The sequence below is a fragment of the Pseudonocardia alaniniphila genome (assembly GCF_022524485.1).
In the GTDB taxonomy this organism is placed as follows: Bacteria; Actinomycetota; Actinomycetes; order Mycobacteriales; family Pseudonocardiaceae; genus Pseudonocardia; species Pseudonocardia alaniniphila.
This window is the reverse complement of sequence record NZ_JAKXMK010000013.1, coordinates 71,482-85,596: the sequence shown is the minus strand read 5'-3', so window position 1 is coordinate 85,596 and position 14,115 is coordinate 71,482. Positions and strand designations below refer to the sequence as shown.

The window sequence follows — 14,115 nt, the reverse complement described above, 5'->3', positions numbered from 1 at the left end:
GGTGCGGGATCTCGCGCAGCTGCCGAAAGCCCACCTGCACCTCCACCTCGAAGGAGCGATGCGGCCCTCGACGCTGGCCGACCTGGCCACCGCCGCAGGCGTGGCCGTCCCACCCGTGCGGGGCTACACGTCGTTCGGCGAGTTCGGGTTGCAGTACCGGGCCGCGTCGGCGCTGATCGTCACGGAGGATGACCTTCGACGTGTGGTGCGCGAGGTCGTCGACGACGCCGCCGACGACGGGGCGGTGTGGGTCGAGCCGCATTTCTACCCGCCCCGGTACGTGGGCGCGCTCGGCACCGCCGACGAAGTGCTGGAGATCGTCCTCGACGAGGGGCGGCGCGCCGCCGACCGCCGCGGGATCGGGTGCGGCTGGATCGTCTCGGCGTTGCGCGACTTCGATCCCGAGCAGGCGGTGGAGCTGGCGAAGCTGGCCGCCCGCTACGCAGACGCCGGCGTGGTGTCGTTCGGGTTGGCGGCCGATGAGGCGCTGTTCCCGCCGGAGCCGTTCGCGGAGGCGTTCGGGATCGCCCGCGACGCCGGTCTGATCTCCGCTCCGCATGCCGGCGAGCTCGCCGGGCCTGCCAGCGTCTACGGCGCGCTCGACGCGCTGGGCGCCCGGCGGATCTGCCACGGTGTCCGCGCGATCGAGGACCCCGCGCTGGTGGAGCGGCTCGCCACCGAGGAGGTCGTGCTCGACGTCTGCCCGACGTCCAACGTGATGCTCGCCGTGGTGCCGTCCTTCGAGGAGCACCCGCTGGTCCGGCTGCTCGACGCGGGCGTTCGCTGCACGCTGAACGGAGACGACCCGCTGCTCTTCGGCCCCGGCCTGCGCGGGGAGTACGAACTGGCCCGCACGACGATGGGCCTGTCCGACGAGCGGCTGGCGCAGCTCGCGCGCTCGTCGCTGGTGGGTTCGGGCGCGCCGCCGGAGTTCGTCGACGACGGGGTGGAGCGCATCGAGGAATGGCTGACGAGCGCACCGTGACAACGGCCTGCGCCGCCGTGGGGTAGTCCTGCTCGTGTCCGGCATGAGCAGGGCCTCCACTCCAGGAGCAGGCCGGGCTCAGCGAGCGGCGTTCTTGACGAATCCGGTCTCCCGGTCCATCAGGCTCCGGTCACCGCCGTGCCAGCCACCGCGGACGTGGCGACGCATCGTGTCGTCGTCGGTGGCACGCGCCGCGGAATGCCACAGGTACGCGTCGTGGAGGATCACGTCGCCCCGCTCTGCGTACACCGGGATCTCCCCGCGGACCTTCTCGAAGCCGAGCGGCATGGGCGCCGGCGCCGGGGTGTCGGTGTAGCCCCGGGCGGCGGGCGTGCCATCGGGCACGGCGACGTTGTTGATGTTCTCGAACGGCGAGGCGGTGGCCCAGAGATGGCTGCCGGGCACCACGCGGAGAAAGCCGTTCGCGGGGCTGGTGCCGTCGATGTGGAACGTGAACGCCGTGCCGGGCCAGATGTCGAGGTGCGGGATGGCCTGCCAGTCGGCGTGCCAGCCGATCCGGGTGTATCCGGACTCCCGCCCCGGCCGTGCGTCCTGGTAGACGACGCCGTCGCGGCTGGGCCAGAAGCCGGGGCCGAGGATCCGCGTCACCAGATCGACGAGCGCCGGGGTGGCGAGCGCCGTGCCGATCGCCGGGACGAGCTCCTCGACGTGATCCACGTAGTTCACGAACCGTTCGGCCTTGCGCTCGTCGTCGAGGTACCGCCGCGAGCCGTACCGCGCGTCCAGCTCACCCGCGAGCACTCCGCTCTGGGCGGCCACACACTCCGCCTCCATGGCGTCGATCAGGTCAGCGCCGACCAGGTCGCGCAGCACCACGAAGCCCCACCGGTCGTAGAAGGTCTTCGCGGCCTCGGGGCCGTCGTCGGGGGTGAACACACCGAGGTCGGTGAAGGCGGTCAGGTCGAGAGCGGTCACGTCGACTCCTCTGGTTGAACCAAGCGGTTCAAGTGTGAGCCGTGTCGACGCGATACGAAGTAACGTTCCGGTGAATCCAGCGCCTACGCCGTGGACACCGCGCCTGCGCCCGCCGCCAGCGCGTCGGCCAGGAACCGCAGTTCCCGACGCATGGTCGCGCGCCCGTCCTCGGCATGCCGGGCTACCGAATGCCGGTAGCTGACGGCCGAGGCCAGCAGGTGCGCGGCACTGTCCACATCGGCCGCGACGCAGTCGTCCGGCCGGGCCGCCGCGATGACGGCGCGAACCTGTTCGACGAGCAGGTTGAAGCGCGTGCGGAGCGCGTCGAGAACGGCGGGGTGGGTGTCCGCCTCCCGCCAGAGCAGGTGCGAGAGCACGGCCGACGAGGCCTGCGTGCGGTCGAGCGCGTCGACGAGCCGGTGCAGGCTCGACGCAACGTCCCCGGGCACCACCACGTGCGCGGGATCGAGACGGTCCTCGGGTAGCCGCTCCACGAGCGCCGTCAGCAGGTCGGGCTTGCGCTTGAAGTAGTAGTGCACCAAACCCTTCGGTACACCGGCCCGCTCGGCGATCTGCGAGGTCGGCGTGGCGTCGAACCCGCGGTCGGCGAACAACTCCTCCGCGGCGGCCAGGATCCGGTCGCGCGCGCCCCGCTCGTTCATCTCCCTCTCACCACCACTACATCCTGACGTGCGGCACGGCCGCGACCAACCGGGCCGCGGCCGTGCTGTCGATCGGTTCTGCCAGTGGTTCAGCACTGCGATTCAGTGCCGATCTCAGTGCCGATCTCAGTGCTGCCCGGCGAGCCCCCGGTGCTCCGCGTTCGCCGCCGGAAGGGCGGCGATACCCACCGCGACCGTCAGCACGCCCGCGACCCAGGACGTCCAGGACGACCCGGTGAGGGCGGTGTAGGCCAGCACCCAGGGCGAGATGAACAGCAACACACCGAGCACCGCGTGCACGTACTCGCTGGCCACCGACCCCGGCCGCCCGAGCGACCAGAGCGCCGTGGCTGCAATCAGCACACCGAAGATGATGAGCGTCCACAACGCGGTGGCGTCGGTGCTCACCACGATGGGCGACAGAGCCGTCAGCACACCGATCACCAGCGCTGCCCAGTCCTGCCACCGGTGCCATGACCTCGCGGTCATCGCGATCACTTCCCTCGTGAGGAGTTGATATCCAATAGAACGAGCATGCTCCTTGACTGACCGACCGGTCAAGCCGCCTCCGCGATCCGGGCTGCGATCTACGCCATAGGCGTCAGCGCTGGTAGGCGTGCCGAAACTGGATGCTGGCGCGCGGCCCGACCGAACGGGTCTTGGGCACGCAGTGCTGCCACGTGCGCTGACAGGACCCACCCATCACGAGGAGGTCGCCCGGCCCTGGCAGATAGCCCACCGAGGCACCGCCGCCGGTGGGACGCAGCCGGAACGGCCGTACCGCACCGAGCGAGACCAGCGCGACGATCGCCTCCGGGAGATCGCGGGCCACGCGGTCGCCGTGCCACGCGACGCTGTCGGAACCGTCGCGGTACAGGTTGGCGCCCACCTGCGTGAACTCCACGCCGTAGCGATCACTCAGCACCCGGGCCATCTCCCGCAGCTCGGCGGGCGGCGCGGGACCGTCGTCGAGACGCCAGCGGTGGGTGAGCCGCGGCTCGGGCAACACCCGGTCGTACATCCACACATCCCGGCCCGCCCACGGAGTGGCGGAGAGGATGCGGGCGAACAGATCATCGGCACCACGGCACCAGCCGGGCCCGTGGTCGACCCACGCCCCGTCACCCAGCTCACGGCGCTGCACACCACCGAAGCCCGCGTCGAGTTCGACACCGTCGGCGGCGGCACCGAACAGCGACGGCTGCCAGGCCAGATCGAGGTGCAACACCCCGGCGACGCTACACGGAATCGAACATCAGTTCGATGCTGATCACACCGCGCGCAGCTCACCTCGCCGCCGAGCACTGCGATTAGCGTGTGGCCTTCCGCCGACCCGTTTCGTGACCGGGAGGTCCTGACATGGCCAGCAAGTTCACCGAGCTCGCGATCGACTGTGCCGACCCTCACGGTCTCGCCCGGTTCTGGTGCTCGGTGCTCGACTACGAGGTGCAGGACGAAGACGACGGCCTTGTCACGATCGGCTCCCCCCTGGCGCCTGAAGGCAGGAACCACCTCGGCCCCGTGCCACCGACGTTGACGTTCGCGCAGGTGCCTGAGGGCAAGACCGTCAAGAACCGGCTCCACCTCGACCTCAACCCGACCGACAGGGAGCAGGACGACGAGGTCCGCCGCCTGCTCGACCTCGGTGCTCGACACGCCGACGTCGGCCAGGGCGACGAGAGCTGGGTCGTACTCGCCGACCCGGAGGGGAACGAGTTCTGCCTGCTGGCAGGCCGCCATCCTTGATCCGGTCGCCCACCCCGGACGATCGCCCTCCCGGCCTTGACACGTCGCGGACCTGCCCATTCGTGCTCCGCTGAGTCGACGGCCCCCCCGCCCGAGGCGACCGGCCCCAGGGCGTGCGGGCGCAACGCGTTGTTCAACACTTGGGGCCTCACAGCAGCACATGACCCGTTTGTCGGTCCCAAACCGATGATCATGCTGATCAGCCTGGAGGGCGATTGCTGGATCGATATCGCCCGCCTCTGGCACATGGCGGATCCATGATCAACACTTCGGGCCCCGGGACGGCACATAACCCGGCTTCCGACCCCGAACCGATGATCATGAACAGTCTGCCGAGCCGCTATCGGCGGATCTCGTTGAGGTAGTTGTAGATCGTGTACCTGGTGACTGCCAGCTCGGCAGCGAGCCGGTCCACGGAGTCCTTGATCAGGAAGTAGCCTGCCTCGTCCAGCTCCTGCACCACGGCAGCCTTGTGGCTCTTCTTCATCAGGTCCACCGGCACCCCGGTGCGGTCGATCGCATGGTCCACCAGGAACCGTTGCAGGCTGTCGACGTCCGGCAGGAAGGTCTCGCGCTGCTCCACCTCGCCGCGAGCGCCGGTCGTGGCGGCCGGACGTTCGCTGTTGATGCACAGGCAGCCGATCGCCACCCCCGCCTCGTCCCGCAGAAAGATCGTGGACGAGCGGATGGGACGGCCGTTCGGCCCGTGGGTCTCGTAGTCGGTGAGGTCGTGCGTGGTGCCGCGGCGCACCAGCCCGAGCAGCAGGTCGGTCATCGGGCCGCCTGTGGCGCGGCCGGTGACGTCGCCCGCCGTCGCGATGATCGAGTCGGGTAGCCGCGACAGGTCGTGCAGCACCACCTCGTTGCCCGGACCAAGCATCGTGGCCAGGCCCGACACCGCAGGGATCAGCGCGGTGAGCACGCCGTGTGACGCCTCGCCGGACGACCCGACCGTGGGCCGTGACGACGAGGAAAGGGGAGCCCGTTCCAGCCGCGACAGCGTCGACCGGACATGCTCCGCGACCGACGCCGGGGTGGAGGCGTGGGGCGATAGTCGGACGTGCTCGGTACGCACCGTCGCGGCGATCCCCTCGGCGGCCAGCGCTGCGCCGACCCGCTCAGCGGGCTGCCCCGGCAGCTCGAAGGCCAGGATGCCCCCACGCCTGCCGGTGGCCGACACGATCCGTGCCCCCAGCGACAGCAGTGCCTCCTCCAGCTCCCCGACACGCTCCTGGATGCGGCCCTCCACCGCAGCGATGCCGGCGTCCTCGACGAGCTCGAGCGCGGCGGCGAAGGCACCCGAGGTGACCGGGCTGAGGTTGCTGATCGACCAGGCAGCCGCGGTGTCGGCAGGCGGGTGGATCTCGTCGTCGAAGAGCCCTGGGTCACGGGCGCCGGTCCAACCGGAGAGCACCGGCTGCATCCGTTCGAACGCGCGGTCCGACAGGACCACGAAGCCCGTGCCCCAGCCCGCTCGCAACCACTTCTGACCGCCGACCACGAGGACGTCGGCAGCGTCCCACGGCGCGTCGACCGCCCCGAACCCCTGGATTCCGTCCACCACCAGGAGCCGATCGCCCACCACCTCGCGGAGTGCGGCGAGATCCGCCCGATAGCCGGTGCGGAAGTCGACCGCGCTGACCGAGACCACGGCGGTGTCGCCGGTCAGGGCCCCGGCGACCGCGTCGGCCGTGACGTGCCCGTCGGGCGGGGACAACCAGCGAACCCTGCTGCGGCCCACTGCCTCCGCGCGGGCCCACGGGTAGGTGTTGGCCGGGAACTCCGCAGCCGCAACGAGCACCTCGCCACCCGGCGCGTTGAACGCCGCCTGGAAGAGGCCCGTGCTGGTGTTCGGCACGAGCACGACGTGGTCGGTGTCGCTGCCGCACAGCCGCGCGATGGCCGCCTTCGCGCGCACCTCCTGCCGCATCAGCTCGTCGACCGTGGCGGGACCGGCCTTCGTCGACAGCTCCAGCAGCTGCGCGGTGGTGTCCAGCACCACATGCGACGGTGGACCGAACCGCGCGAAGTCGAGATACCCGGCCGGTTCGTCGAACTGGGCGAGGTAGCGAGGCGAGAGCCGGGCCTCGCGAACGTCGCCGCTCACAGGACCCTGGCCAGGAACTGGCGGGTGCGCTCGTGACGCGGCGCGCCCAGCACCTGATCCGGCGGCCCGGTCTCCACCACCGCACCGTCGACCATGAACACCACCTCGTCGGCGGCCTCCTTGGCGAAACCCATCTCGTGGGTCACGACCACCATCGTCATGTTCTCGGCTGCCAACGCCCGCATCACCTCGAGCACCTCACCCACCAACTCGGGGTCCAGCGCCGAGGTCGGCTCGTCGAAGAGCATCAGCTTGGGCTTCATCGCGAGCGCGCGGGCGATGGCCACCCGCTGTTGCTGCCCGCCGGAGAGCTGCCCGGGGTACGCGTCCGCCCGATGGGCGAGCCCCACCCGGTCGAGCAGTTCGAGCGCATCCCGGCGAGCGGCAGCGGCAGCCACACCGAGCACCTTGACGGGACCCTCCACCACGTTCTCCAGGACGGTGCGGTGGGCGAACAGGTTGAACCGCTGGAACACCATGCCGATGTGGCGGCGCTGGCGGGCCACCTCGCGTTCGGGCAGCTCGTAGAGCTTCCCGTTGCGCAGCCGGAAGCCGATGGGCTCCCCGTCCACCCAGACCTGGCCACCGTCGATCGTCTCGAGGTGGTTGATGCACCGCAGGAACGTGCTCTTGCCTGCGCCGGAGGGACCGAGCAGACACACCACCTTCCCCCTCGACACGGTCAGGTCGACGCCGTGTAGCACCTCCGTGTCGCCGAACCGCTTGCGCACGCCGACGGCACGCAGCACGGGCGCCTGGTCGTGGATCGCGTCAGACATCCCGGCTCCTCACCGTGGGGGCGGTGCGGAGCGCGCGGGCCGCACGCGACCAGGCACCGCCGGCCGAACCCACGCGGTCGGCCGCGCCGAACGACCGCTCCAGATAGTGCTGGCCGATTCCGGCGATCGTGACCACGACCATGTACCAGATCGCGGCGGCGAGGAGCGTCTCCATCACCAGCAGGTTGTTGGACGAGATGTTGTTGGCGGCGTGGATCAGCTCGGTGACGCCGATGACGGAGGCGATCGAGGTGCCCTTGAGCATGTTGATGAAGTCGTTGCCCGTGGGCGGGATGATCACCCGCATCGCCTGGGGCAGCACCACCCGGCGCAGCGTCAGCAGCGGGCCCATCCCGATCGACTTCGCCGCCTCGGTCTGACCGCCGTCCACGCTGTTCAGCCCGGCCCGGACGATCTCGGCCATGTAGGCGCTCTCGTTCAGCGCCAGCCCGAGCAGCGCCGCCACGAACGCGGTGACCAGCACGTTGGTCTGCTCGTGCAGCAGGTAGCCGCCGAACGGCAGCGGGATCGAGATGTAGGTGAAGACCAGCGCCAGGTTGTACCAGATCAGGATCTGGAGCAGCACCGGAAGACCGCGGAACAGCCAGATGTAGGCCGCCGCGAACCACCGCGCGACGGGGTTGACCGAGCGGCGCATCAGGGCGATCACGACCCCGATCACGATCGCCGACCCCTGTGCGATCACGGCGAGAAGCACCGTGTTCAGCAGGCCGACCAGCACCACCCGGTACCAGAGGAACTTGGGAACGGAACCGTAGTCGATCTGTGCCTGCGCCAGTGCGACCCCGAGCAGGGCGAGCAGGGCGAGGACGACGGCGCCGCTGATCCAGCGGCCCCAGTGGCGGAGCCGGACGATCGGCAACTCCTCGCCCACGGCGAGCGAGCGCCCCTGCTCCACGTCAGCTTCCGGCATTGGTGCCCGCCTGCTGGACGGCCCCCTGCTGGACGCCCCATGCGTCGAGGATCTTGCCGTAGGTGCCGTCCGTGATCAGCGACTGCAGAGCCCCGCGCACCGCCTCGGTGAGCTGCGTGTTGGTCTTGTTGATGCCGATCCCGTACGGGCCTCCGTTGATCGGCTCGCCGGGAACGACCTCGAAGAAGTTGCCGTCGCCCGCCGTTCGCGAGATGTAGACCGCGCTGGGCAGGTCGTTCAGGATGGCCGCGACCCGGCCGGTGCGCAGCTGGTTCTGGTTCTGCGTGTCGCTGTCGGTGGCAGTGATCGTGATCGCCGCCTGACCGGACTGCACGCACTTCGCGCTCTGCTCGGTGGCGAACTCCTGGTGGCTCGTGCCCTGCACGAGCGCCACCGCCTTCCCGCACAAGGTGTCGGGGCCCGTGATGCCGTCCGGGTTGCCCTTGCGGACCATGATCGTGATGCCGGACGTGAAGTAGTCGACAAAGTCGATCTGCTTCTGACGCTCGGCGGTGTCGTTCATCGCGGCCATCGTGAGATCCACCCGGCTGGACTGGAGGCTCGTGATGAGCGAGCCGAACGCCATGTCCTGGTACTTCACCGTGACGCCGAGCTTCGCCGCGATCGCCTTCGCCAGGTCGACCTCGTAGCCGACGGGCGTGGTGCCGTCAGCCGCGTAGAAGTTGTTCGGCGCCGACTGGAGGTTCGAGCCGAGGGACAGGACGCCCGCCTGCGCGATCGGCGGCGGCAGCATGGCGGCGAGTTGCGGATCCTTCTGGACTCCGGACACCACCGCGGAGACGTCCGGGATCGCGCCTCCACCACCGGGGGCCTGCGGCGCGGCGGCTTCTCCGCCGTCCCCGCCGCCACCGCACCCGGCGAGCACCACGGCCAGGAGCCCCGCGAGCGCGGCGGTGCACCAACTGCCCGATCGGGACCGGCCCGTCGGATTCTGCGGCAGGACAGGCACGGATACCTCCAGGAGCGGGGAGCGGCAGGATGGGCGCAGACGCTACAACTCCGTGTTGAAGTGGTCAACAGACAGTTGAAACGGTCGAAGCGAGGTCCGGTTCCTGTCGGTCGCTCCCGCTAGCGTCCCCATCGTGATTGATCACCGCAGCTCATACGGGCTTGTCACCCACTTCGATCCGTTCCAGCGCATCGAGGCCGACACCCTCGCCCTCGCCGACGCGGCCGAGGGCCATCTCACGTCACCCGTGCCGAGCTGCCCGGAGTGGTCGGTGGCCGACCTGGTGTGGCACCTGCTCGAGGTGCAGCAGTTCTGGGGCACCGTCGTGGCCGAGCGCGTGCAGGATCCGGCCACGGTCCCCGAGGCCGCGCGGCCCGAGGAGGAGCGGCTGGTGCCCGAGCTACGCGCCGGCGCCTCTCGGCTGGTGAAGTCGCTCCGGGGGGCGGCGCCCGACGAGCCCGTCTACACCTGGGCCGCCAGGAGCGACGCCGGCTTCGTGGTGCGCCACCAGGTCCAGGAGGCCGCCGTCCACCGCTGGGACGCCGAGCAGGCCGTCGGACGCCCACAGGCTCTCGACGCCGCGGCCGCCACCGATGCCGTCGAGGAGTTCCTCGAGGTCAGCACCCCGTTCCGCACGAAGGAAGCCGCTCCGGTCGGGGGCACGCTGGAGCTCTCGGCCGTCGACACCGGCATCCGATGGGCCGTCGGCGAGGACGAGCACGGCGCCACTCGGTGGCAACGGCTGGCCGACCGCACCGATCAGCGGCCGGATGCGCTGATCCAGGCATCCGCGTCCGACCTGCTGCTCTACCTCTACCGCCGCCGCCCCGCAGGCGAGCTGCCGGTCACGGGCGACATCGCGGTGGCCGAGCGCTTCGCCCTGCGTACCGGCACCGACTGAGCGCCACCGTCAGGAGCGGAGGCCCTCATGGTCGTGCGCGAGCCCGCCGCCACCCGCGGGAGGTGCGGCCGGCCCGGACGGTGCCGCCGGCGCCGGGCCCGTGATCAGCGTCGGATCGGATGCGAGCGTGAGGGTCGCGAAGGCGATCCCGTCGGCGTTCTCGTCGAGCGCCGTGTCACTGATGTTGGTGATCGTGTCGCAGGCCTGGTGGTAGCAGGGGTCGAAGGGAGCTCCCGCCGTGCCGCCGTACACCGACGCCTGCTCCGGGGTCTTCACGCCCTCCGCGCCGGTGAACAGCCCGCCCGCGGGGATCCCGGCCGCGATGAACGGCCCGTAATCGGAGCGGCCGTCGAAGTCGGTGCCCTGGTAGGCCAGGCCACGGTCGGCGTAGAACTTCTCGAACACGTCCTCGATGGCAGCCGAGCCCTCGGGCCCGGGGCCCGCGCCGGCGGCGTCGGAGTTGTCGCCGTCGTAGACGAACCGCACGAAGTTGGGCGAGCCGACCATGTCGAAGTTCAGGTAGCCCGCGATCCGGGAGCGCTCGTCCTGCGGCAGCGTCTGCACGTAGTGCTGCGAGCCGAGCAGCCCGAGCTCCTCCGCACCCCACCAGGCGAATCGCACCGTTGCATCCGTCTTCACCCCGGCGATCTGCCGCGCCACCTCGAGGATCGCCGCGCTTCCGCTGCCGTTGTCGTTGATGCCGGGGCCCTCGGGCACCGAGTCGAGGTGGGCCCCCACCATCACCACGTTGTCGCCACCGTTCGGCGTCTCGGCGAAGACGTTGGTGGTTGTGCGGTTCTCGCTCACGGCGTCCACCTGCAGCTGCACGGTGGCGTTCTGCAGCGCCTCGCCGATGGCGAAGGTGGTGCCCACCACCGGGATGCCGATCGGCGCGCCGAGCGTGCCTTGCAGCAGCTCGGTGCGATCCGGCGCGTCGCCCTCGTTGAAGATCACCGCACCCACGGCGCCTGCGGCCTCGGCGTTGCGCGCCTTCACTCTGAACTCGCAGGTGCCGCGCTGCAGCAGTGCGATGCCCCCGTCGGGGAAGCCGGCGAAGTCCTCGGCCTCGCACCCACTGGTGGAGCCGCCGGTCGAGGGCAGCCGAAGGTCGACCGGCACGGCCGTGCCGGTCACGTCACCGCTGCCCGAGAACGTCGTCGCGACGAAGTCGGTGCCCGCCGTATAGGTCACGGAGGTGGGCTCGGTCTGCGCCAAGGCCTGGCTGTTCAGTTGGAAGAACGCGAACTCGAAGTCCTGGGTAGTCACGTCGAGCCCGGCGTCGCGGGCCTGCTCGGCCACGTACTCCGCCGACGCCGTGTAGCCCGGGGTGCCCGAGGCGCGCGTGCCGTCGTTGGCGTCGGCGATCGCCTGGAACTCCTCCAGGTGCGCGCGCACGCCCTCCACGGAGACGCACTCCATGATCTGGTCCACCGTGCCGCACTTTTGCGCCCCCGCAGCGTCGGCAGAGGCCGCCGCGGCAGGAGTGGCGCCCAGCAGCGACGCGGCGAGGGCAACGGCTGCCACGGCAACCACTCGTGATCGACGGGACACCGAAGCTGCGGTCATGAGGCACTCCACCGTTGTCAACGATGACCCTTTTGCGTGGATCACTCTGACGGAGCAGAATGCCGAGTTCCGTCACGCAGGGTCAAGTACTGGACTCGCTCGGTACGCGTGTGCTAGCGACTCGAGGTCAGACCGGAAGCAACCCCTCCACCACGTCGGCGAGCTGCCCTGCCGTGCGGCACTCGTGCATCGGTAGTACCTCGCCATAGCGGAGGGCGGCGGAGTCACCGGTACCCCACTGCCTGCGCGGCTCCGGGTTGAGCCAGTGGGCGTGCCGCGCCTGCCCGACGAGCCGGCGCAGCACCATGAGGTTCGGGTCGCGGTAGTTCGTGCGTGCGTCACCCAGCACCAGTAAGGAGGTCTTCGGCGTCACCACGTCGCCCCAGTTCTCCGCGAACGTGCCGAAGGAACCGCCGTAGTCGCTGTGGCCGTCGAAGGCCACGAGGTCGGCCTCCCGCAACACCCGCTGCATCACCCCGGAGAGCCCCATCCCCGGGTCGAAGAGGTGCGTCACCTCGTCGGCACGTTCGACGAACGCGAACACCCGCACCTTGCTGAACTGCTCGCGCAGGGCCTGCACCAGCAGCAGCGTGAAATGGCTGAACCCGGCCACCGAGCCGGAGACGTCACAGAGCACCACCAGCTCCGGGCGCCCGGGGCGTCGCTTGCGGTACGCCGGGCGCATCGGCACGCCGCCGGTGGACATCGACCGGCGCAGCGTCCGGCGCATGTCCAGCGTGCCGCGCTTGGCGTGCTTTCGGCGCACCGCCAACCGGGACGCGAGGCGGCGGGCCAGCGGATGCACGGTGCGGCGAAGCAAAGCGAGCTGCTCAGCGTGTGCGGACAGGAACTCGACCTGCTCGGCCTGCTTGGGCACGGCCGTCTTGGCCACGTGGTCGCGTCCGCGCTGCTCGGCGGTGCGCCGGCGCACCTCGTCGGTGACCATCTTGCGGAACGCCGCAATGCGATCACGGATCTCGCGGCGGCGCACCTCGTCGCTGAATGAATCCTCGTCGGCGCCGCTTGCCTTGAGGTCGCTGAGGATCCGGGCCAGCAGCGTCTCGGGCGAGAGCACCCGCAGCGCCTGGTAGGCCGACCAGCTGGGTTGCCCGCCGGCCCCCCGCACGCCCGTGCCGGAGGCGCCCGAGTGCCCGAGCGCGTCCACCACCGCGCGGGCGAGCTCGGCGAGGGCTTCGGTGTCGCCGTCGCGCAGCAGGTCGGCCAGGATGTCGCGGAGCGCGTCGACGTCCACGGGCCCGTCGGGCACGTCGTCCACGCGGGGCACCTCGACCTCCGCGGAACCGGAGCCCAGGGCCGCCGGGAAGTACAGCTCGAAGAGGGTGTCGAACACCTGCCGCTGACCCGATCGGCGCAGCAGGGCTGCAGCGAGTCCCTCGCGAACGTGCTCGCGATGGATCAGGTCGAGCGCACCGAGCACGCGCGCGGCGTCCACCGTCTCCCCCGGCCCGACCGACACTCCATGACGCCGCAGGGCCGCCACGAAGTCGACGAGATGTCCGGGCAGGCCGTGCTCCGACCTCTGGCCGGCCACTGTGGTCACCGTCTCATCATGAGCCATCGCCGGGCTGCTGGGCCAGCTTCTCGCCGACCCGTGGCCCGACGCGCCGGGTCAGTTCAGGCGTAGCTCGGCAGCCGCTTTCACCGCGTCGGACTGGTGCTTGAGCACCACACCGAGGGTGGCGCGCACGGTCTCGTCGTCCAGCGTGTCGAGCCCGAGCGCCAGCAGGGTGCGGCCCCAGTCGATCGTCTCGGCCACCGATGGCGCCTTGCGCAGCTCGAGTCCGCGCAGCACGCGGACGGTGCGCACGAGGGCGTCCACCAGCGACTCGGCCAGCTCCGGCACGCGGCTCTGCACGATGCGCCGTTCCAGGTCCGCGTCCGGGAAGTCCAGGTGCAGGAAGAGACAGCGACGCTTGAGCGCCTCGGAGAGCTCGCGCGTGGAGTTCGACGTGAGCAGCGCGAACGGACGGCGGGACGCGGTGACGGTGCCCATCTCCGGGACGGTGACCTGGTAGTCCGAGAGCACCTCGAGCAGCAGGCCCTCCACCTCGACGTCCGCTTTGTCCATCTCGTCGACGAGCAGCACCGTCGGCTCGGTGCGGCGGATCGCGGTGAGCAGCGGGCGCGCGAGCAGGAACTCCTCCGAGAACACGTCGTCGCGCGTGTCGTCCCAGGACTCGCGACCCTGACCCGCGGTGATCCGCAGCAGCTGCTTGGCGTGGTTCCACTCGTAGAGTGCGCGGGCCTCGTCGATGCCCTCGTAGCACTGCAGCCGCACCAGTCCCGAGCCTGTCGACTCCGCGACGGCCTTGGCCAGCTCGGTCTTGCCGACCCCGGCCGGTCCCTCGACGAGCAGCGGCTTTCCCAGCCGATCGGCCAGGTAGACGGTGGTGGCCACGGCGGTGGAGGCCAGGTAACCGACGCCGGCCAGCCGCTCGGCCACGTCCGCGACCGAGCCGAACAACGGGGACTGGGGAGCACTCACCCGTCCCATCCTGCCTCGCGACA

14 protein-coding genes are annotated in these 14,115 nt (G+C 70.5%); 3 read left to right on the top strand and 11 right to left on the bottom strand.

Annotated elements, in window-relative coordinates:
• The first annotated feature begins 1 nt into the window (after position 1).
• Positions 2 to 985, top strand: coding sequence for an adenosine deaminase (gene add, locus MMF94_RS16835; protein ID WP_241037686.1), 984 nt, complete (start codon positions 2 to 4; stop codon positions 983 to 985).
• A 78-nt stretch (positions 986 to 1,063) separates the two neighbouring features.
• On the opposite strand, the gene MMF94_RS16830 is transcribed toward add, so the two are convergent.
• From MMF94_RS16830 to MMF94_RS16815, 4 genes are all read right to left on the bottom strand, one after another.
• Entirely contained in the window at positions 1,064 to 1,921 is an 858-nt protein-coding gene (locus tag MMF94_RS16830) for a phytanoyl-CoA dioxygenase family protein (protein WP_241037685.1), read from the bottom strand.
• An 83-nt stretch (positions 1,922 to 2,004) separates the two neighbouring features.
• Positions 2,005 to 2,583, bottom strand: coding sequence for a TetR/AcrR family transcriptional regulator (locus tag MMF94_RS16825; RefSeq protein WP_241037684.1), 579 nt, complete (start codon positions 2,581 to 2,583; stop codon positions 2,005 to 2,007).
• Between the two features lie 126 nt (positions 2,584 to 2,709).
• Complete coding sequence (locus MMF94_RS16820; protein WP_241037683.1) at positions 2,710 to 3,072, bottom strand: SPW repeat protein; 363 nt, start codon at positions 3,070 to 3,072, stop codon at positions 2,710 to 2,712.
• Between the two features lie 112 nt (positions 3,073 to 3,184).
• A complete protein-coding gene (locus MMF94_RS16815) occupies positions 3,185 to 3,808 on the bottom strand; it encodes an alpha-ketoglutarate-dependent dioxygenase AlkB (RefSeq protein WP_379660471.1) in 624 nt (207 codons plus the stop codon).
• A gap of 134 nt (positions 3,809 to 3,942) precedes the next feature.
• Here MMF94_RS16815 and MMF94_RS16810 point away from each other — a divergent pair, with 134 nt between their 5' ends.
• Positions 3,943 to 4,329 (top strand): VOC family protein, encoded by a 387-nt coding sequence (locus MMF94_RS16810; RefSeq protein ID WP_241037681.1) that lies wholly within the window; start codon positions 3,943 to 3,945, stop codon positions 4,327 to 4,329.
• 340 nt (positions 4,330 to 4,669) lie between these two features.
• Here the strand turns inward: MMF94_RS16810 and MMF94_RS16805 are convergent, their stop codons facing one another.
• The 4 genes from MMF94_RS16805 to MMF94_RS16790 are packed head-to-tail and all read right to left on the bottom strand — an operon-like array spanning position 4,670 to position 9,110.
• Entirely contained in the window at positions 4,670 to 6,436 is a 1,767-nt protein-coding gene (locus MMF94_RS16805; protein ID WP_241037680.1) for an aminotransferase class V-fold PLP-dependent enzyme, read from the bottom strand.
• The gene (locus MMF94_RS16800) at positions 6,433 to 7,215 is read right to left on the bottom strand and encodes an amino acid ABC transporter ATP-binding protein (RefSeq protein ID WP_241037679.1); all 783 of its coding nucleotides are present in this window, start codon (positions 7,213 to 7,215) and stop codon (positions 6,433 to 6,435) included. The genes MMF94_RS16805 and MMF94_RS16800 overlap by 4 nt, the downstream gene beginning before the upstream one ends.
• Complete coding sequence (locus MMF94_RS16795; protein ID WP_241037678.1) at positions 7,208 to 8,149, bottom strand: amino acid ABC transporter permease; 942 nt, start codon at positions 8,147 to 8,149, stop codon at positions 7,208 to 7,210. The genes MMF94_RS16800 and MMF94_RS16795 overlap by 8 nt, the downstream gene beginning before the upstream one ends.
• A complete protein-coding gene (locus MMF94_RS16790) occupies positions 8,136 to 9,110 on the bottom strand; it encodes an ABC transporter substrate-binding protein (RefSeq protein ID WP_241037878.1) in 975 nt (324 codons plus the stop codon). Before MMF94_RS16790 ends, MMF94_RS16795 begins: the two co-directional genes overlap by 14 nt.
• Before the next feature lie 142 nt (positions 9,111 to 9,252).
• Here MMF94_RS16790 and MMF94_RS16785 point away from each other — a divergent pair, with 142 nt between their 5' ends.
• On the top strand, positions 9,253 to 10,020 hold the full coding sequence (locus MMF94_RS16785; RefSeq protein ID WP_241037677.1) for a maleylpyruvate isomerase family mycothiol-dependent enzyme: 768 nt from the start codon (positions 9,253 to 9,255) through the stop codon (positions 10,018 to 10,020).
• Positions 10,021 to 10,029: 9 nt separating this feature from the next.
• Here MMF94_RS16785 and MMF94_RS16780 read toward each other — a convergent pair whose 3' ends face one another.
• The 3 genes from MMF94_RS16780 to MMF94_RS16770 all read right to left on the bottom strand — a co-directional run bounded on the left by MMF94_RS16780 (position 10,030) and on the right by MMF94_RS16770 (position 14,101).
• Entirely contained in the window at positions 10,030 to 11,586 is a 1,557-nt protein-coding gene (locus tag MMF94_RS16780) for a M28 family metallopeptidase (protein ID WP_241037676.1), read from the bottom strand.
• Between the two features lie 127 nt (positions 11,587 to 11,713).
• Complete coding sequence (locus MMF94_RS16775; protein WP_379660470.1) at positions 11,714 to 13,138, bottom strand: vWA domain-containing protein; 1,425 nt, start codon at positions 13,136 to 13,138, stop codon at positions 11,714 to 11,716.
• 78 nt (positions 13,139 to 13,216) lie between these two features.
• Entirely contained in the window at positions 13,217 to 14,101 is an 885-nt protein-coding gene (locus tag MMF94_RS16770; protein ID WP_379660462.1) for an AAA family ATPase, read from the bottom strand.
• Between the last annotated feature and the right edge of the window lie 14 nt (positions 14,102 to 14,115).

Bases quoted from the DNA above. Each gene is read 5' to 3' on its own strand.
- MMF94_RS16795 (WP_241037678.1), bottom strand. From the start codon at position 8,149: ATGCCGGAAGCTGACGTGGAGCAGGGGCGCTCGCTCGCCGTGGGCGAG.
- MMF94_RS16810 (WP_241037681.1), top strand. From the start codon at position 3,943: ATGGCCAGCAAGTTCACCGAGCTCGCGATCGACTGTGCCGACCCTCAC.
- MMF94_RS16820 (WP_241037683.1), bottom strand. From the start codon at position 3,072: ATGACCGCGAGGTCATGGCACCGGTGGCAGGACTGGGCAGCGCTGGTG.
- MMF94_RS16780 (WP_241037676.1), bottom strand. From the start codon at position 11,586: ATGACCGCAGCTTCGGTGTCCCGTCGATCACGAGTGGTTGCCGTGGCA.
- MMF94_RS16825 (WP_241037684.1), bottom strand. From the start codon at position 2,583: ATGAACGAGCGGGGCGCGCGCGACCGGATCCTGGCCGCCGCGGAGGAG.
- MMF94_RS16770 (WP_379660462.1), bottom strand. From the start codon at position 14,101: ATGGGACGGGTGAGTGCTCCCCAGTCCCCGTTGTTCGGCTCGGTCGCG.
- MMF94_RS16800 (WP_241037679.1), bottom strand. From the start codon at position 7,215: ATGTCTGACGCGATCCACGACCAGGCGCCCGTGCTGCGTGCCGTCGGC.